Origin of the sequence: Antarctobacter sediminis (assembly GCF_019218285.1) — a bacterium.
Taxonomy (GTDB): Bacteria; Pseudomonadota; Alphaproteobacteria; order Rhodobacterales; family Rhodobacteraceae; genus Antarctobacter; species Antarctobacter sediminis.
Genome location: NZ_JAHUZG010000003.1, coordinates 519,642 through 538,627, shown reverse-complemented (window position 1 = coordinate 538,627; position 18,986 = coordinate 519,642). Strand labels below are relative to the sequence as shown.

Genomic DNA, 18,986 nt, shown 5'->3' with positions numbered 1-18,986 from the left:
GACCGGGATCACCACGGGATCAGCAACGGAACAGCCGATGACAAACGATCTGACCAAGAAACTTTCGCACTTCCAATTGGACGGCAAGAACGCAGAGTTACTGCGAGAGGTCGGGACGTTATTACAGCCCGAACTTGATGCCGTTTTGGCCGCCTTCTACACCCGCGCCCAAGCCGATCCAGAGGCTGCGGCCTTCTTCGACGGGCCGGAACGCATGGATTACGCGCGCAACGCGCAAAAAAAGCATTGGACACGTTTGCTGTCCGCCACTTTTGATGCCGATTACCTTGCCTCGGTGGATCGGATCGGGCGCACACATGCCCGCATCAACCTGCCACTGGACACTTACATGTCCGCCTATTCGCTGGCGACATCGGATCTGGTGACGGCCCTGTTCAAACGGGTGCCAAGGCGAAAACGCGCGCAACTGGCCACCATGGTCGGCGTACTGACCCGCGCCTTTGCGCTGGACATCGAAAGAGTGGTCGAAACCTGCTTTCGCATTCAGGCCGAAGAGCAATCCGCCGCTTTCGCCCATCTAAATACCGCGATCGACAAACTGGCCGAGGGCGATCTGACCCATGTCATCCCCGGACCGGACAACAGCGACTACCCCGAACGGTTCGATGATGTGCGGCGCAAGCTGAATGGTGCCACCGACAGCCTGCGGGACACGATGACCAAAGTCACCGGCACCATGGCCAACCTTGTGAAGATCATCGAAGAGGTTTCCGCCGCCGCCGACGATCTGTCCCAGCGCACCGCCAATCAGGCCGCCTCATTGGAGGAAACCGCCGCCGCCGTGCATGAGCTGACCGAAAATGTCGCCAGTTCTGCCGAGAACACACAAGAAGCTGACCGCGTCGCTGCCAGCGCCGCGCAGACCGCCATGGAGGGCGCCCGAACCGTCGAAGAGGCATCCGGTGCCATGAACCGGATTCAAACGTCTTCGGATCAGATTACCCGCATCATCGGGCTGATCGACGACATCGCCTTTCAGACCAATCTTCTGGCCCTGAATGCCGGGGTCGAGGCCGCGCGGGCCGGCAGCGCCGGACGCGGCTTTGCCGTCGTGGCCGAAGAGGTTCGCGTGCTGGCCGGCAATGCGTCGGACGCAGCGCGGCAGATCACCGAACTGGTCTCGAACAGCTCGAAAGAGGTGACCAGCGGCGTAGACCTGATCGACAATGCCGCGCGCAACCTGCAAGCCATCGTGGACAGTTTCGACAAGGTGTCGAGCCTGTCTGCCGCCATCGCCGCCGCATCAAGCGAGCAATCCACCGCCCTGTCCGAAGTCAACTCGGCCGTCAGCCAGATGGACTCGGTCACCCAACAAAACGCCGCCATGGTGGAACAGACCACCGCCGCCGCGGCCATCATGCGCCAGAACGCATCCGAGGTGGAACGCGCCTTGGCCGGCCTGCGCCTGCATGGCAGCGCGGCAAATCCGGCACAGGTGGCAACCCGAAATCAGGCCGCCGCCTGACTTTAGGTCAGCGCAACTGCGGAAAGGCGGCGCGGATCGCCGCATCCTGGGCCGAGCTGAGGTAGCTTGGCCCGGGCGACGACAGGATCCTGCGCGCCTCGTCCCGTGCCCGGGTCCAGGCATCCTGCGCGCCCGCCAATTGCCAACTGCGCGGGTCTGTCCGATCCGCCAGCCGCGGATACAGATAGTCCCGCTCCATCGCCGCCATGGTCTGGGCCGAGCCGAGGAAATGCCCCTCGCCCAGCACCGCCTCGCAGATCGCATCGACCCCCAGCGTCTCATCGCTGACCTCGACCCCGCGCAACATGCGATAGACGGCCCCCAACATGTCGTTGTCGAGGATAAAGCCCTCGAAACTCGCCCCCAACAGCGATGCCGTCATCCCGGCGCTTTCATAGATCAGGTTGCCCCCGGCCAGCGCCGCCGCCAATGCCGTCATCGCCTTTTCCGCGCCGTATTGCGCATCCACCGCCTTGGCATCGGTCATCGACGACGCCACCCCCGAAGGCAGGCCCAGCCAATTCGACACCTGCGCCGAGGCCGCGTTCATCAACGCCACCTCGCCGCCGCCGCCGGAAAACGCCCCGGTGCGCAGGTCGATGACAAAGGGCCAGTTGGAAAACACCATCGGATGCCCCGGCCGGATCGCGTGGACCATGACAAGGCTGGCCAGCGTTTCCGCCAGCGATTGCGCAAGGAACCCGGCCAGCGTGGCGGGGGCCGTCGCCCCGGCCTGCGCGGCGGTGATGCAGGACAGCGGGATATTGTGGTCGATGCAGGCATAGACCACCTCGACCGCGTCCTCGCCATAGCGCATCGGAGAGATCACCGGGCTGATATGCGCCTTGACGAAGGGCCGCGCCGCAAAGGCACCCTCTTGCCCCAGCGCCATGTCCATCATCGCCACCACCGGCGCCACTGTCTCGGCCAGGGTAAAGGCCGTGGCCACCGGTTTCGTGGTGTGGGACAGCAGGGCAAAGGCGGTGTTCAGGTCAAGGTCGCGCACATCCTCTAGATCCGTGGCGATGCAGCAGCGGGTGAACCAGCTGATATTCTCCAACCCGTCCTGCAACCGCGTGAAATCCTTGAGATCCCTCAGCGTGGCCGCGCGATAGTTGCCGTTGTCCAGATCCAGCACCTGCACCGCCGCGCCGCCGGTTCCGAAATGCACGCGGTCGCCGCCCACTTCGATTGACCGCGATGGATCGCGCCCGTGCAGGACAAACTGTCTGGCGGCCTTGTCCACGGCGTCGTCGACCAGACTGGCAGGAAAATGGACGCGCCCCGCGCGCGCCTCGGCACCTGCCGCCACAAGGTCGGCTTGCAGGCGAGGCGGCACCTCGCCCATCCCCAGATCCCGGAGCAACCGCTTGGCCGCACCGTAGATCGCCTCGATATCCGGGGCGCTGAGCGGCGCATATTGCCCACCCCGCTGGCCCGGTGGCGCAGGGTTGACCGGCCCCGCCGCCCGGGCGGCATGGCGCGCCTGACGGCCACCGCCTCGACCCGCCCGGCGGGATTTCTGCATATCATCGCGTTCCATGCCCGCCACTACGGTCGCGGCCCCGCTATCTGGCAAGCCACCTCGTGCAGCTACAGGCTTTCGAAAACTCACATTTCGAGACGCTTAACACAGATCGCCACCCTTGCCCGATGCCCGGCTTTCCGCCCCGATACGGCTGCCAGAACGGAGACCAGACATGAAGACCACCACCCGCGCCGTCGTCATCGGCGGAGGCATTGCCGGTTGCTCGACGCTGTACCACCTGACGCAGGAGGGATGGACCGATGTGATGCTGCTGGAACGGGACGAACTGACCTCGGGCACCACCTGGCATTCGGCGGCGCAGGTGACGAACTTTGGCATGAACCAGACCATGGTCGGCCTGAAAAGCCATTCCATCGCGCTGTACAAAGAGCTTGCCGAGGACCCGGATTACCCCATCACCTACCACCACGCCGACGGTGGCATCCGCCTTGCCAACACCGCGGCGCAGATGGACGGATACCGGCATTTCGCGTCGATGGCACGCGGCATGGGGGTGGCGTTCGAGGTGATCGACGCTGAGGAATGCGCCCGCCGCCATCCGCTCATCTCGACCGACAACCTGATCGGCGGGCTCTGGGATCCGCTGGACGGCGACATCGACCCGGCCCAGCTGTGTCAGGCGCTGGCCCGACGCGCCCGCAAGGCCGGGGCAGAGGTACACCGCAACACGCCCGTCACCGCTCTGCGGCAACTGTCCGATGACACGTGGATTGTGACCACCCCCAAGGGCGAGATCCACGCCGAGGTTGTCATCAACGCCTGCGGTTATCGCGTGAACGAGGTCGGCGCCATGATGGGCGTGCATCACCCGGTGATGTCGATGGAACACCAGTATTTCGTGACCGAGGAGATCCCCGCTATCCGGGAGGCAGGCCACCGGATGCCGCTGATCCGCTGCCCGATTTCGGACTATTACTCGCGGCAAGAGAAAAACGGCCTGCTGGTCGGCTTTTACGAACAGGACTGCAAGACATGGGGCATGGACGGGATCGATCCGAATTTCGTCAACGCGCTCTGCCCCGATGATCTGGAACGGGTGATGGATGTGCTTGAAGGCGCCTTTGCCCGGATGCCCGCCCTGACCGAGGTGGGCATCACCACCGTCGTCAACGGCCCGATCACCTATACCATCGACGGCGCGCCGCTGGTCGGCCCGATCCCCGGCAAGCGCAACGCCTATTGCATCATCGGCTTGCGCGCGGGCCTTGGCGAAGGCGGCGGCCACGGCTGGATGCTGGCACAGCAGATCGTGCATGGCGAGGCCTGCTATGACAGCTGGTGTATCGACCCGCGCCGCTTTACCGGCCATGCCAACACGGAACTGACCGCCCGCATGGCGATCCAGGACTACCAGAATGAATTCCGCTTTCATTTCCCCAATGAACATCGTCCGGCGGGCCGCATGGCCAAGACCACGCCCCTGACCCCGGTGCTTCAGGCCGAAGGCGCGCATTTCGCGCCGGTAAACGGTTGGGAACGGGCCGAGGTCTTTGCCCCCGGCGTACATGTCACGCCCAGCTTCCGCTTTGACGAGGCGCATGACGCCGTTCGGGCAGAAGTGGCCGCCGTGCAGACCGCCGTCGGCCTCTGCGAGGTCAACGGGTTCAACCGCCTCGAACTCACCGGCGCCGACCGTCATGCCTTTCTGGATCGGCTGTGTTGTGGCCGGGTGACGAAAAAGGACGGCCGCGTGGGCCTTGGCTATCTGCTGAACGACCACGGCATGATCAAGGCCGAGGCGACCTTCGCCAACCTGCCCGCCTCGGACCGGGGGCCGGACAGGCTTTGGTACGGGTCGGCGGCGGCTTCGGAATACCATGACCGCGACTGGCTGAGCCAACATCTGCGCCCCGGCGAAGACGTGCGCATCCGCAGCCTGACCAACGATCAGACCATCCTCGTTCTTGCCGGCCCCAAGGCGCGCGCCGTCCTGTCCGAGGTTGCGCGCGGCGACTGGTCTGCCACCGGCTTTCCGTGGTTGTCGGCCCGCGAGTGTTTCGTCGGCTACGCCCCGGCCACCGTGCTGTCGGTCAGCTTTTCCGGCGAATTGGCCTATGAAATCCACGTCCCCAACGCCTCGCTTTTTGCCGCCTACACCGCCCTGCGCGAGGCGGGCAGGCAACACGGGCTACGCCTGTTCGGCAGCCTCGCCGTCGAGTCCATGCGGTTGGAAAAGGGCTTCCTGCACTGGAAGGCCGACCTGCTGACCGAATTCACCCCTTTCGAGACCGGATTGGACCGTTTCGTAACCTTCGACAAAGCGTTCCACGGCAAGGAGGCACTGCTGAAACGGCAGGACGTCGGGCTGCGCAAACACCTTGTCACCCTGCGCCACGACGCCCCGGACCGCCAAGCCGCGCCCGGCGCCTCGATGATGCAGGGCGACCGGGTGGTCGGCACGGTGACTTCGGGCGCTTACGGGTTTCGGACCGGGATGAACCTGGCCCTCGGCTTTGTCGATCCTGATCTGGCCGCGCCGGGCACGCGGCTGGACCTCGACCTGCTGGGCGATCGCATCGCCGCAGAGGTCATCGACCCCAGCCCCTATGATCCGCAGATGACATTGCCGCGAGGATAGGCCGCCGGTCTTGACCTTCCCCCCACCGGAACCCCTATCTGCTTTTGCGGAACCAGACAGGGACTGCATATGACGACCATGACCATTCACCGACGGGGCCTCTTGCTGGGCGCCCTTGCGGCCACCGCCCTTCCCGGTGCGCTGCGCGCCGAGACGCCCCGGATCCACGTGCTCAAGGATCGCAACTGCGGCTGTTGCAGCGCATGGGTCAAGATCCTCCGGCGCGAGGGCTTTGCCGTCACAACCGAGGATACGCACAACGCCGCGTTGATCCGGTTCAAGATGGACAACGGGATCCCGCCGGAAATGACGTCGTGCCACACCGCGCGGATCGACGGCTACCTGATCGAGGGCCATGTCCCCGCCGCCGACATCCGTCGCCTGCTGGCCGAACGCCCCGACGCCCGCGGCCTGTCCGTTCCGGGGATGCCCTACGGCTCGCCCGGCATGGGCCCAGAGTCCGAGCGCGAGGCCTACGACGTCCACCTCATCCGCCGCGACGGCACGACTGAGGTGTTTACTCACTACCCCGCCGCCTGACGTCCGGCCACGCGTTTTGCCTCGCGATGCACCTGCGCCCCTGCAGCCCGCTGCGCGGGCGCAGCTGTCTTGGTGGAAAACCCGGCGGCCAAGGCGGTGGCCCCGTCCACGCCTGCCCACAGCAGGGTCGCTATTACCCGGGTTATCCCGTAGGCTTCTCCAGATGGGAGTTCATGATTGGTGCCCAATATTTTCTGACAATGCGCAAACGTGAGCGCCCATTGATGGATGGCATTCCGCTTGGGGAATGTCGGCCAAGGTCGGGGTAGTCACGCTTTCTGGCGGGTGCAATTCGGCTTTGCCCACAGACAGAATTGGACGCCGCGTCATGACATGCAGACTGATCGTTGCTCTTCTGGTCGGGGCGCTTGCGCCATCCGCCGCAATCGCAAACTGTTGGGGCGGAGGCTCCTACACAGAAGACCTCGAAGGCGTCTACAGTCAGAACTGGTGGGTCGAAAACGTCCGTTCCAACGGCAATGGAACCTGCTCCGTCACTCTCAAGGGCGAGGGCAAGACAGGGGATTTCAGGGGCGACCTGACCGTCAGATGCGGGGCGTCCGCGTCATGGATGTGGGGCGCCGTCTACCAGAGTTACCCTGACAAGCAATCCGTCCCGCACGAAGCACTTGTCGCGCTCAGCGCCTCCGTCTGCGCCGCGTATTGAACGTCGGGCATTCGAGCGATCTGCGCACTCGGGCCCGGACAATGGGAAGCAATCCAGCAGAGAGGGAATGACATGTTCAGAAAGTTTCTATCAATGGCGGCGCTCGCGGCCTCGGGGATGGCGATCCCCGTGCCGTCATCCGCTCAGACCTGCCTGGAAGCGGGATGCTCGGATTACTGCGGCCCGGGTTTTATCCAGATTGTCGGCCAATGCCTGCATGTCACCGACTTGGGGGACCGATGTGTAAACGAATCCTTTCGCGCCTTTCTGTCCGGTCCGCCGCGCACCGTCGGCCAACCGTGTACGGCGGAAAACGACGAAGGCGAAAGCTATACCGGATGGGTCGGCAAGTAGGCGGCTGTAGACGCCTTCTCCGGAAACCGGCGATCGCAGCACATCCTGCGAATGCCGGTCTTGCCGCGCATTCTGCCCGGCAGAAATCTGGCATGCCCCTCTGTCTGATAGGGTTTCCAGACCGGGGGGCCGCGGCGTCTGCCTGCGCCGGGCAAATCCAAACAAAGGGTAAATTTGCCCCTGTAACCCATCGATTCCGCAGTCCCCCCAAACTGTCCACGCGTGGACACCCGCGCGCCCCTTGCCAGCCCAGCCCGATCCGGTCACAAATTGCCCAAACCCCGGACATTCAGGAGGCCCCATGGCCCGCTACGCCCTTGGCAAGACCGACCTTGACGTCACAGAGCTTTGTTTCGGGGCCTCGGCCCTTGGCGACATGCCCGACACCTACGGGTATTCCGTTGACGATGACCGGGCCTTTGCCACGATCAATGCCATCTTCGACGGGCCGGTGAATTTTCTCGACACCTCGCGCAACTACGGCTTTGGCCGATCCGAAGAGCGCATCGGGCAGGTCATCAAGGCACGCGGCGGCCTGCCCGACGGCTTTGTCCTGTCCACGAAACTGGACCGCGACATGGAAACGGGCCGCTTTGACGCGACCCGCGTCCGCGAAAGCATTGAGGAAAGCCTGACCGCGCTGAACCTCGACACCATCCCCCTGCTTCACCTGCACGACCCGGAACATGCCCGCGATCTGCAAGAGATCACCGGCGAAGGCGGCGCGCTGGACGAATTGTTCAAGCTCAAGGAAGAGGGGCTGGCGCAGGCGGTCGGTCTTGCCATGGGGCGGCTGGACATCATGGAGCCGATCCTGCGCGCCTATCCTTTCGACGCGCTGATTTCTCACAACCGCTTCACCCTGCTGAACCGGGCGGCCGATGGCATGTTCGACTATGCCTATGACAATGAAATTGCCGTGTTGAACGCGGCCCCCTTTGCCAGCGGTGTGCTGGCCAAGGGCAGCGCCCAGATGCCGCGCATCACCTATCAAGAGGCCGACGACGCCGCGCTGGCCCCTGTCCGCGCCATCGAGGAGGTCTGCGCCCGCCACGGCGTGCCGACCGGACCGGCGGCGCTGCAATTCTCGCTGCGCGACCCGCGCATCACCTCGACCATCGTGGGCGTGTCGAAACCGGAACGCGTGCAGCAAACGCTGGACTGGGCGGCGATGAAACTGCCCGAGGCGCTGTGGGACGACCTCTCCGCTCTGCCCTTCTCGGACGAAGACCCCGAGGCCAACCGCGCCTACAAGCCCGGCTGAAGCCGTACTCAGGCCTCTTTGGCCCAGTCTTCCCAATCGTTGCCGTGCCAGATCACCTCGCCATCCCAAGCGAAGGGGATCTGGTGCACCACCACGTCCTCGCCACGGATCAGAACCACGCGATAAGACGGATCCAGCGGTCCCATACCCGACAGTTTCGACGGTGACAGGTTTGGGATCGCCTGATGTACGGTCGAGGCAACGCCGGAAAAGGGAATACCCGCCAAGGTGCCCGAAAGCGGCTCGTGTACGTGGCCAAAGAAGATATGCGCAATCTTGGCGCGATGCGCTTTGAGCAGGGTCCGCAGCGGTCCCTGATCACGGTCGTTCAGAGACAGCATGTCCGTCGACGGATCGCCAAGGTGCAGCGGGTTGTGATGAAAGAACAAAAAGGCGGTGTCGCAGCCCTCAAGCTGCTGTTTCAGCCAGCCGCGCCGAGCCGCGCAGAAATGACCCGCGTGGGTCTGCGGCTGAACCGTGTCGCAATAGATGAACCGCCCCTCGGGAAGGTCTTCGGCGTGGTTGATAAAGCCACCCGCGTCGCGCGGATGATCGGGAAAATGGTCAAGGAACACCGCGCGGTCGTCGTGGTTGCCCACCATCAGGCGTACCGGCATCGGCAGTACCCGCAGGGCCTGTTTCAGGGCCGCGTAGGCCTCGGGATCGGCCCAATGGGTCAGATCGCCGGTGATGATCAGCCGCGCCGCGTCCGAATGATGTTCGGCAATGTGTCCAAAGGCACGCGCCAACCGTTCGTGCGGGTCGATCCCCTCGATCAACATGCCCGGCACACCCAGATGAATGTCCGACATATGAATGAATTTCATGGCCTGTCCCCCGGTCCGAATCCCGCGCATCTTATGCCCCGGGCGTGACAGCATCACGACATGGCACGGCCCGTTCAGGCCCAAACGCCAGCGCGGAAAACCGCAGCCAAATTGACAACGCCGCGCCGCAAGGCAAAGCTGTCGCCAATCAAACAAGGACAGGGGAACCCTCCTATGAAACTGACGATCTATGCCGCCCTCGCCTGCGGGCTGGCGGGCGCCGCCTTTGCCCAGAACGACTGTGCTGCCGGAAAGACCCTGACCGACGGCACGCTGACCGTGGCCACCGGCAACCCGGCCTTTTTCCCCTGGGTGCTGGACGACGCCCCTGAAAGCGGCAAAGGCTATGAGGCCGCCGTCGCCTATGCGGTCGCCGCAGAAATGGGTTTTGCGCCCGAACAGGTGACATGGGTCCGCACCTCTTTCGATCAGTCGATCCAGCCCGGCGCCAAGGATTTCGATTTCAACCTGCAACAGTTCTCGATCACCGAGGATCGTGAAAAGGTCGTCGATTTCTCGCTGCCCTATTACAGCTCGGCCATGGCCGTTCTGACCACGCAATCGGTGGTTGACGCTGGCGCGGAACCCAAGGTTGAAAACCTCAAGTCGCTGCTGTGGGGCGCGGATGCCAATACCACCGCCGTGCCAATGCTGACCGACCTGATCGATCCCGACAAGCAGCCGATGCTTTACGGTGACAACGTCGACGTAACTGCCGCAATGCAGGCGGGCCAGATCGACGCCGCGCTGTTCGACCTTCCGACCGCGCTGTACCTTGCGGCGGTTGTGCTGGAAAACGGCGTGATCCTTGGCCAGTTCCCGCCCGAGCGGACCGAGAATCCCGATCAGTTCGGCCTGCTGATGGAAGAAGGCAGTGCGCTGAAACCCTGCGTCAACGCCGCCCTGACCGCGTTGAAAGACAGTGGCAAGCTGGCCGAGATCGAGGCCGAGTGGCTTCAGGAAACCACCGGCGTTCCGGTCATCGAGTAACCCTATCACTGGCCCGGGCGCGCTTCACGATCGCTCGGGCCGCTCTGGCCGCTCTCAGGTCAGCACGTGGTTGCCGGGCAACAACGGCTCTGGCGGGGTGCGGTCCAGCGCCTCGGCCACGGAAATCTCGATCGTGCGGCACATGGCGTCCAGCGGCAGGCCGTTCTGCACGTGGCGAAAGGGCTGTTCCAGTTCGTTCGTGACCGCCTGAAGGCCAAAGAACACATAGGCCGCGACCGCCGCGACCACCGGTGCGAACCAGTTCGCCGCCTCGATCAGGGCGAAGGGCAGAAGCCAGCAATAAAGGTAGGTCGTCCGCCGCACCAAAAGCGAATAGACATAGGGCAAGGGCGTGGTCGAGATCCTCTCACACCCGGCCTGCGCAAGGGCCAGCGATGACAAGGTCTGTGACAGGGTCAGTTGCCCATAGCCGCTGATACCGCCGGTCCGGGACAGATCGGCGATCTGGTCCGCCATCGACCGCAGCGCCGCATCCGCCGGATTCCTGTGTGCAAGCATCACATCGGCCTTTTCGGCGCCAACCCAGCCGGTGATCTGGTCCCGCACGTCGACGCCCCTCAGGAACCCCCGATGCAGATGCGCGAAGGCCACCACGCAGGACAGGATCCTTTCGCGGTCTTCCCCCTTGCCGACATAGATGCACATGTGCCGACCGAGGTTGCGCACGTCGGCGATCATCGTGCCCCACAGCTTGCGCGCCTCCCACCAGCGGTCATAGGCGGCATTGTTGCGAAAGCCGAGAAACAGCGACAATGCCACGCCAAAGATGCCCATCCCCGCGATCGAGATATGCGGCAGGGTCATCACGTGCAGGTCCACCAAAAGGACGATCACCGACAGCAGGGTGATGCTGAGGATCTTGGACAGGATCATCGGCACCACAGAGCCTTGCAGCACAAGGAACAGGCGCAGAGAGGACGGCTGGTCTCGGACGATCATGGGCTTTCCTGTCTTTGAACCTTGGTGGCACCACCAGTTCCGCGATACCCCGGCCCCGATCGGATCGAAAGCCCCGGATCGGACTCGCCGCAGGATTTGCCGGTGCGAAAACCGTCTTCAGACCCTTCCCATCGGGCCTGTTTCGTCTTATGGCGCGGCGCATGCCCACTCGTCGCCAGATATTCGAAGCGCGGCAACGTCGTCGCGCCAATCTTATCGCCGCCGGATCCACGCTTGCCGTGGTGATCGCTCTTGTTGTCCTGATCCCGCTTGCGCCGGGATGGGACAGGGTGCAGCGCGTGTTCTTCAACGGAGAAGTCTTTGCCAAGACCTTTCCCGGCCTGCTGAATGCCTTTCTGCTGGACATCGCGATCTTTGCGTGGTGCGCACCGCTGATTGCGGCGCTGGGGCTGGCGGTGGCCATCGCGCGGGACCTGCGCACGCCAGCGCTCTATCCCCTGCGGCTGGCGGCGGTGCTGTACACCGATATCTTTCGCGGTCTGCCGGTGATCCTTGTGATCTACCTGATCGGCTTTGGCATTCCCGGCCTTGGCCTGCCACGCCCTTGGAATTCGCCCTATATCTGGGGCTCTCTGGCTCTGGTCCTTGTCTACGCCGCCTATGTGGCCGAGGTCATCCGCTCGGGCATCGAATCCATCCACGAAAGTCAGCGGTCCGCCGCGCTGTCTCTGGGGCTTGCCCCGGCAGACTGCATGCGTTTCGTGATCCTGCCGCAGGCAATCCGTCGCGTGGTGCCCGCCAACATGAACCTCTTTATCGCGCTGCAAAAAGACGTGGCGCTGCTAAGCTTTATCGGCCCGGTCGAGATCTTTCGGCAGGCAGGCGTCTATAAGTCGCTGATGGCCAATTTCACACCCTATGTGGGCGCGGCGCTGATTTTCCTTGCGATCACCATTCCCGCAACACGCTATGCCGACCACCTGATGAACCGGCAACGAAAGGCGCGCAGCTGATGGCAAGCCTGATCCTGTCCGACATCCGCAAGAGCTTTGGCGAAAACCCCGTGCTGCGGGGCATCGACCTAGAAGTCACGAAAGGGCAGATGATCTGCCTGATCGGTGCCTCGGGGTCGGGCAAGTCCACGCTGCTGCGTTGCATGAACCTGCTGGAACCCATCGACGACGGCAGCATCACGCTGGACGGCACCGATATTTCGGAACCCGGGTTCGACCCGCAGCCAGTGCGCCAGCGGATCGGCATGGTGTTCCAAAGCTACAACCTGTTCCCGCATATGACCGCGCTGGACAATGCGATGCTGGCCCCGCGTCGCGTTCATGGCCGCAGCCGCGCCGAACTGGAACCCGAGGTAGCCGAGCTTTTTGCCCGTTTCGGCCTTGCCAACCGGATGCAGCATTTCCCAGACCAGTTGTCCGGCGGCCAGCAACAACGCGTCGCGATCGTGCGCGCGCTCGCCATGCGCCCCGAGATCATGCTGTTCGACGAAATCACGTCGGCGCTGGACCCCGAGCTGGTGGGTGAGGTTCTGGACGTTCTGCGACAGTTGCGCGCCGAGGGCATGACCATGGTTCTTGCAACCCATGAGATGGGTTTTGCACGCGAACTGGCCGATACGGTCTGCTTCCTGCACGAGGGGCGCATTCTCGAATCCGGAACGCCTGAACAGGTCTTCAACGACCCGCAAGAGGCGCGCACCCGCGCCTTCCTGTCCCGCGTGCTGTAGGCATCACGGGTTTCACCCCCGGCGACCAGATCCCAAACTCCCGATTTTGCCCGACTTTTCCCAAGGTCGGGTTTTCCTTCGTTGACGCAACGGCCCCTTCTGAACAAACTGAACACGACTTTTGGAAACCCTTTTTTTGAAGGATCTTCGTCGTGCGTACCGCTGCTGCTCTGGCAACACTGATGACTGCGCTGGGACTTTCGGCCATGACGCCGGCCCCATCCCACGCGCAGGACTTCGTCGGGTTCGACCGGACCAGCTTTGGCAGCGTGGTGCTGCGCCGCAATCAGGCGGCCGGGGGCGGCAGCGACATCAACCTTGAACTGGCGATCGGCGACTATAACAACGAACCGATCCTCAACTATTCGCCCAACAGCGTGTTTTCCAAGCTGGGGCTGGCGGTGGGCCGACTGGATATCCTGACGGATACAGGCGTTTACCCTTGCACCGCCTTCATCGTCGACAAAAAGCACATCCTGACCAACCACCATTGCGTGCCGGGCATCCTGAACAACGAACGCGCAGGTGCCACGCGCATCGACTCGGTGCTGTTCGTGGCAGGCTATCGTCAGCCCGGCGTCGATCAGGGCACGCGCCGTTTTACCGTGGTGCCCACTCCGGTCGAGTCCTCCAAGGATCTGGATTATTCAGTGCTGGAGGTAATCGGCGATCCCTCGTCCGAATTCGGCAAGCTGGATCTTGCAGCCGTCACGCCGCAGGACAACGATCCCTACTGGGTGATCGGCCACCCGATGGGCGAAGCCCAGCGCATCAGCCGCGAGAAATGCCGCGCCAATGCGCCTGCCCTGTCGAACAGGCAGCTTCTGCACACCTGTGACACGTTGCCGGGCAACTCTGGCTCACCTGTGATCGACGCCTCGTTGCAAAAGGTCGTGGGCCTGCATCATGCCGGGTCCAACCGTGACGCGGTGAACTATGCCATTCCCATGGCCGAAATTCTGGCACAATCGACGATCCTCAAGGCCGCCGTTGTCCCCGGGGCCCCCGATCCGGTCAACCCACCGGCACCGCCCGCCGACAATGGCGAGGTCACGCCGCCCCCGGTCGAGCCGGAACTGGCACTGTGCGATGCGCTTTATGCCGAGGCCAAGGAGTTCAACGAATGCTTCGCCTACGAAGCCTACCTTCAGGTCTGCGGCGAGCACGGCTATTCGATCCTCGCCAAATCCTACGTGGCACGTCAGTGCACCGCGGATGAAACCCCGGTTGCACCGCCCGTGGTCGATACCCGCCCCCAAGAGCCGCTGCTGTGGTGGTGCAAGTCGGGCAACCTGAACACAACCGAACGCACGATCTGCGGCGACCGCTATCTTGCCGGTCTCGACGAAGAGATGGAGCGTGCCTACAAGGCCCCCGCCCGCAATGTGACCGCGACCCAGCAACACGCCTGGCGTACCGGAACCCGCGACCGCTGTGGTGCCGATGCCGACTGTATCGCGCGGGTTGTGATCGAACGGATCACCTATCTCAAGACGCCCGAAAAGGTGGTGACTCCGCCGCCGACGCAGACACACACGATGTATGTCACCGGGACCGACCACCTGAACGTCCGCTCGGGCCCGGGCACGCAGTATGGCGTGATCAACCGTATCGACTTTGCCGACAAGGTGACCGTGCTGGGTGAAAACGACGGCTGGAACAACGTGCGTCTGTCGAACGGGCAGAACGGGTGGGTTTCCAACCGCTACCTCGCCTCCAGCAAGCCGACAGACCGCCCGGTCGCACAGTGTACCGCGACGGTGATCAACCTGAACAGGCTCACCAGCCACACCCGCAACAACGGGTCCGGCTTTCTGAATATCCGGACGCAGGCCAGCACGCGCGGCCGGATCATCTCCGAGACCTACCTCGGCGACAGACTTCAGGTGCTGAACCAGAGCGGCAACTGGGCCCAGGTCCGCTGCCTCTCGGGACAGTGCATGAACCCACAACGCGGCACCGGCGGGGTCACCGGCTGGGCCTCGAAGAAATACCTCTCGATCCGGTGTCAGTAACCCGATTCCAACCAAGCCCTCTTTCAACAGGAGACTATGTTATGCAACCCAACGACCTGATGAAGGTGAGCGCGATCGCCCTTGCGACCGCTTTCGCCGTGCCCGCATGGGCGCAGGACGGCACCTTGCTCATTGATCCCGAAGACCTGAACTATGAGCTTCCCGCCGATGCGACCGATGCCGAAAAGGCTGCCTATGCGGTGCTCGACAAATATTGCGCCGATTGTCACCAGACCGGCAAACTGGGCGACGGCCTGACCAAGGCCAAGGCCGGTTTCGGTCACGTTCTTGACATGCGCCGGCTGGCCAACGACCCCAAGCTTGTCGCCGTGGGCGAGCCTTCGAAATCCAAGCTGTATCAGGTGATCACCGGCGGCGCGCCGGCGATGCCGGACAACTGCTGGGATCCCAGCTGTGTGCCGAACGAAGCCGAGCTTCAGCAGCTTCAGGACTGGATCGTCGCCCTTGGCGATACCGCGCCCGAACCGCGCAAGTTCATCTCGCTGGCGGATATGTACGCCATGGCACATGCCGACATGCAGAGCCTGCCGACCAACCGCCGCGACCGCGTGCGCTATATCTCGATGCGCCCGATGTGGAATGACCCGGAGGTCACCGACGACAACTACACCGCCTACCTGGCGGGTACGGTCAAGCTGATGAATGCGCTCAGCTGGAACCCGAACGTCTACAAGTTCGAAAAGGTCGACGAACACGGCGTTCTGCTGCGCGTCTTCCTGCCGGATCTCGACTGGACCCACGAGACCTGGGCCTATCTCGAGGCCGAATATCCCTACGCGATGGAAAGCGACACCGACCCCTACCTTGGTTCGCTGCAACACCTCGCGGGCACCAAGATCCCGATCATCCGGGCCGACTGGTTCGCGGCGACCGCCTCGGTTTCGCCGATGTATTACGACGTGCTTGGCCTGCCGGACACCGTTCAGGGCCTGGAACACAAGCTGGGCATCAGCATGAAGAAAAACATCCTGAACGAGCAGGTCGTCCGCGCCGGCTTTCAGGATTCGGGTGTGTCCACGCACAACCGCCTTATCGAACGTCACCCGATGGGCACCGGTTTCTTCTGGACCTCTTATGACTTTGCGGGGTCGAAAAAGCGGCAGAGCTTCTTTGAATACCCGCTGGGACCGGCAGATGCCTATGGGCCTGACCTTGCCTTCAACCATGACGGCGGCGAGTCGATCTTTACCCTGCCCAACGGTTTCCATGCCTATTACCTGAACACCGCCGAAGGCGATCGCCTGAACGTCGGCCCGACCCAGATCGTCCGTGACACGGACTATCCCGACGGCACCGGCGAAGTGGTCAACGGCATCTCGTGCATCTCGTGCCACTCGAAAGGTATGCGGTTCAACAACGACACCGTGCGTGACGTTGCGCTGAACAACCTCGCCCTGCCCTCTTCGGCACGTCAGACCATCGACGCGATCTATCCGGGCAAGGATGTGGTGAACGAGTACTTCCAGCGCGACATGGAAGCCTTCCTTGCCACCCTTGAAAGCGCCGGGATCGACCCGGACACCAAGGCCGCTGGCCTGGAACCGGTGCGCGGCCTGTTTGTCTATCACGTCGATTACTTCATCGACTTCGATCAGGCGGCCAACGAACTGGGTTTGACCTCGGATGCCCTGCGTGGGCGGATGGCCTTTGCCGGGCATGAAATGGCCGGCCTGCTGACCCGTCTGGACACCTCGCCCATCGCTCGGGACGAATGGACGGCGGCCTATCCTGTGCTGCTCGACAAACTGACCGACTACTACCCCTACAAGACGGATCACGTCGTGACGGCGGACCTGTCCTACTCGGTCAAGCAGGTGGTCAAGGACACCGACTATGAGCCGAAGAAAAAGATCGTGGTGGTCAAGGACGACGACTATGACGCCAAGCCGATCGTCAAGGCCGACGACTATGACGACAAGAAAGTGGTCGTGACCAAGGACGATCCTTACAAGACCACCGTGGCCGTCAAGGCGGACGATGACTACAAGCCGACCGGCAACGACTATGTCGTGAAAGGCAAGGAACCGATCAAGACCCATGACGACGCCAAGAAATACGGCGCTGATTATGACCCGGTTCAGCATTCGGTTGCGGCGCAAAGCCACCTGACCGTCTACACCGACAAGCCTACCTACAAGGTTGGTGACGAACTGCGGGTCTTTATCGAACCGCGCCACGACTGCCGTCTGACGCTGATCTCGATCGACGACGACCACGACAGCTGTGTGCTGTATCCTTTCCCGGGCCTCGATGACATCGTCATCCCCGGCGGCACCCAGTACGTCTTCCCGCCGAAGGGTGCGCTGCGCACCTCGGAGCCGGGCCTGGAAACCATCCTTGCGATCTGCAACGGCGGTCAGGCGGCCATCGACAAGGTGACCCGCGATACCTCCAAGGTCTCTTGCTCGGTTGGTCACAAGGCCGTGTCGAAAGATCACTATGAGACCGTCGTCAACGAAACCCTGGTCCTCGACCTTGGTGCCGGCGAGAAAGACAAGAAGCACACCGACAGTGGCGTCGACTACCGCGCCGTGTCCAAACATAACCCCGACGTGACCAAGGCTCAGATCTCGGTCGTGGTCCGGGACTACTAAAAGGAGACGAGAGCGATGCGTAAGCTTCTCTGCGGCGTCGCTCTCTGCCTTGGCCTGCCGATCTCGGCAGGCCTTGCGCAGCAGGGCGAAATCTTCATCCAGGGCGACGACCCGATCATGTCGTTCAAACCGCAGCCAAAAAGCGCGATGGCAAATTGCCTGCTGAACGCCAATGCGGGCAACTGCGCCGGGGTCGACATCGACCCGGACGGGATCGCGCTGGAAAGCGCCGGGCCGGCGGTTCAGTTCGAAACCCTGGTTCTGGACCTCGACAACAAGAAGGTGGTTGTCAGCAAGGCACCGCCGCCCGAACCGCCGAAATACGACGCGCCCGAACCGCCCAAGACCGGCAAGGTCGTCCTGCCTTCGGTCGCGATCACCATCGAGTTCGACTATGACAGTGACAAGGTTCGGCAGGACCAGAGCGGCAAGATCGATACGCTGATCGCCGCGCTGAACGACCCGGCGCTGCAAGGCACGTCTTATGCGGTGGTCGGCCACACGGATGCGGTTGGCTCGGAAGGATACAACTGTGACCTCAGCCTGCGGCGCGCGGCCTCTGTCACCCGCCTGTTGGAAGGCGCCTATGTCGGCGTGCCGCTCTACCCGGTGGGCTGGGGGGAATACGTCCTCAAGAACGAGGCATATCCCGATGCCGCCGAAAACCGGCGCGTGACCTTCATGCGCCTGCCCAATACTCCGGGTGCCGTCCTGCAAACCGCGACGACGGTCTGCCAGTACTGATACAGTTCCCCTGCCCGCGGTCGCGTGGGCAGGGGTTTGCCACGTCCGACACGGGACGCGGCCCCTGCCTTTCTTCCTTGCCTGTAACGCAATCGCGCCGCTAACCTGAGGCAGGCCTTGGGCCTTTTGTTTATTCGCCTTCCGGCAAGGATAGTTTTTTCATGGACACCGACACCGATCCCGTCGGCCTGGCACAGGCGCCATTGGCCAATTTTCTCACCTACCGCCTTGCCAAGGTGCAATCCAAGCTGAACGCTCAGGCCTCGCGCATCCTGCGCGATCACGCCGGGCTGACCATCACGCAATGGCGTATCATCGCGGTGCTTGGGGATGGTGGCCGCTGCACATCGGCGCAGTTGTCGCGCATGACCGCAATGGACAAAGGCCTGATCAGCCGGAACGTCAAATCCCTCAGCAACGAAGGCTATCTTTCCGTCACCCGGGACGAGGCGGACAACCGGGCACTGCACCTGGATCTGACCGACAAGGGTCGTGAGATCTTTGAACGCACCATGCCCCGGATGCAGGCGCGCCAGCAGGCGCTGCGGTCCTATATCGACCCGACACAGATCGTTGTACTGATGCAGGCCTTTGACGCGCTCGAACGCGCCGCCGAAGATCCGAACATCTAGGCTCTGGCGGGAAACCTTGCACATCAGGGCACAATCACCGCGCAACCGATGAAAGAATGGGAT

The 18,986-nt window shown here is 63.0% G+C and carries 16 protein-coding genes; 13 read left to right on the top strand and 3 right to left on the bottom strand.

The window, feature by feature from the left end; all coding sequences use genetic code 11:
- The first annotated feature begins 37 nt into the window (after window positions 1-37).
- Entirely contained in the window at window positions 38-1,486 is a 1,449-nt protein-coding gene (locus KJP30_RS17565; RefSeq protein ID WP_218450634.1) for a methyl-accepting chemotaxis protein, read from the top strand.
- Window positions 1,487-1,493: 7 nt separating this feature from the next.
- Here the strand turns inward: KJP30_RS17565 and KJP30_RS17560 are convergent, their stop codons facing one another.
- Window positions 1,494-3,029, bottom strand: a complete 1,536-nt coding sequence (locus KJP30_RS17560) for a trimethylamine methyltransferase family protein (protein ID WP_425515718.1) — start codon at window positions 3,027-3,029, stop codon at window positions 1,494-1,496.
- A gap of 157 nt (window positions 3,030-3,186) precedes the next feature.
- On the opposite strand from KJP30_RS17560, the gene KJP30_RS17555 reads away from it, so the two are divergent.
- From KJP30_RS17555 to KJP30_RS17535, 5 genes are all read left to right on the top strand, one after another.
- Window positions 3,187-5,613, top strand: a complete 2,427-nt coding sequence (locus KJP30_RS17555) for an FAD-dependent oxidoreductase (protein WP_218450633.1) — start codon at window positions 3,187-3,189, stop codon at window positions 5,611-5,613.
- A 78-nt stretch (window positions 5,614-5,691) separates the two neighbouring features.
- Window positions 5,692-6,153, top strand: coding sequence for a DUF411 domain-containing protein (locus KJP30_RS17550; protein WP_218450969.1), 462 nt, complete (start codon window positions 5,692-5,694; stop codon window positions 6,151-6,153).
- A gap of 328 nt (window positions 6,154-6,481) precedes the next feature.
- Window positions 6,482-6,820, top strand: coding sequence for a hypothetical protein (locus KJP30_RS17545; RefSeq protein WP_218450632.1), 339 nt, complete (start codon window positions 6,482-6,484; stop codon window positions 6,818-6,820).
- Window positions 6,821-6,913: 93 nt separating this feature from the next.
- Window positions 6,914-7,174: a hypothetical protein gene (locus KJP30_RS17540; protein WP_218450631.1), complete on the top strand. Its 261-nt coding sequence runs from the start codon at window positions 6,914-6,916 to the stop codon at window positions 7,172-7,174.
- 301 nt (window positions 7,175-7,475) lie between these two features.
- A complete protein-coding gene (locus KJP30_RS17535; RefSeq protein WP_218450630.1) occupies window positions 7,476-8,438 on the top strand; it encodes an aldo/keto reductase in 963 nt (320 codons plus the stop codon).
- 8 nt (window positions 8,439-8,446) lie between these two features.
- Here the strand turns inward: KJP30_RS17535 and KJP30_RS17530 are convergent, their stop codons facing one another.
- Window positions 8,447-9,265, bottom strand: coding sequence for a metallophosphoesterase (locus KJP30_RS17530; protein WP_218450629.1), 819 nt, complete (start codon window positions 9,263-9,265; stop codon window positions 8,447-8,449).
- Window positions 9,266-9,439: 174 nt separating this feature from the next.
- Between KJP30_RS17530 and KJP30_RS17525 the strand changes: the two genes are divergently transcribed.
- Window positions 9,440-10,255 (top strand): ABC transporter substrate-binding protein, encoded by an 816-nt coding sequence (locus tag KJP30_RS17525; RefSeq protein ID WP_218450628.1) that lies wholly within the window; start codon window positions 9,440-9,442, stop codon window positions 10,253-10,255.
- 54 nt (window positions 10,256-10,309) lie between these two features.
- Here KJP30_RS17525 and KJP30_RS17520 read toward each other — a convergent pair whose 3' ends face one another.
- Window positions 10,310-11,215, bottom strand: a complete 906-nt coding sequence (locus KJP30_RS17520; RefSeq protein WP_218450627.1) for a bestrophin family protein — start codon at window positions 11,213-11,215, stop codon at window positions 10,310-10,312.
- A 161-nt stretch (window positions 11,216-11,376) separates the two neighbouring features.
- Between KJP30_RS17520 and KJP30_RS17515 the strand changes: the two genes are divergently transcribed.
- From KJP30_RS17515 to KJP30_RS17490, 6 genes are all read left to right on the top strand, one after another.
- Window positions 11,377-12,189 (top strand): amino acid ABC transporter permease, encoded by an 813-nt coding sequence (locus KJP30_RS17515; protein ID WP_218450626.1) that lies wholly within the window; start codon window positions 11,377-11,379, stop codon window positions 12,187-12,189.
- Window positions 12,189-12,917, top strand: a complete 729-nt coding sequence (locus KJP30_RS17510; RefSeq protein WP_218450625.1) for an amino acid ABC transporter ATP-binding protein — start codon at window positions 12,189-12,191, stop codon at window positions 12,915-12,917. The genes KJP30_RS17515 and KJP30_RS17510 overlap by 1 nt, the downstream gene beginning before the upstream one ends.
- A 182-nt stretch (window positions 12,918-13,099) precedes the next feature.
- Window positions 13,100-14,932, top strand: a complete 1,833-nt coding sequence (locus tag KJP30_RS17505) for an SH3 domain-containing protein (protein WP_218450624.1) — start codon at window positions 13,100-13,102, stop codon at window positions 14,930-14,932.
- Window positions 14,933-14,973: 41 nt separating this feature from the next.
- Complete coding sequence (locus KJP30_RS17500) at window positions 14,974-17,547, top strand: DUF4384 domain-containing protein (protein ID WP_218450623.1); 2,574 nt, start codon at window positions 14,974-14,976, stop codon at window positions 17,545-17,547.
- A gap of 15 nt (window positions 17,548-17,562) precedes the next feature.
- Entirely contained in the window at window positions 17,563-18,291 is a 729-nt protein-coding gene (locus tag KJP30_RS17495) for an OmpA family protein (RefSeq protein WP_224874577.1), read from the top strand.
- Window positions 18,292-18,452: 161 nt separating this feature from the next.
- A complete protein-coding gene (locus KJP30_RS17490; RefSeq protein ID WP_218450622.1) occupies window positions 18,453-18,923 on the top strand; it encodes a MarR family winged helix-turn-helix transcriptional regulator in 471 nt (156 codons plus the stop codon).
- Window positions 18,924-18,986: the final 63 nt, after the last annotated feature.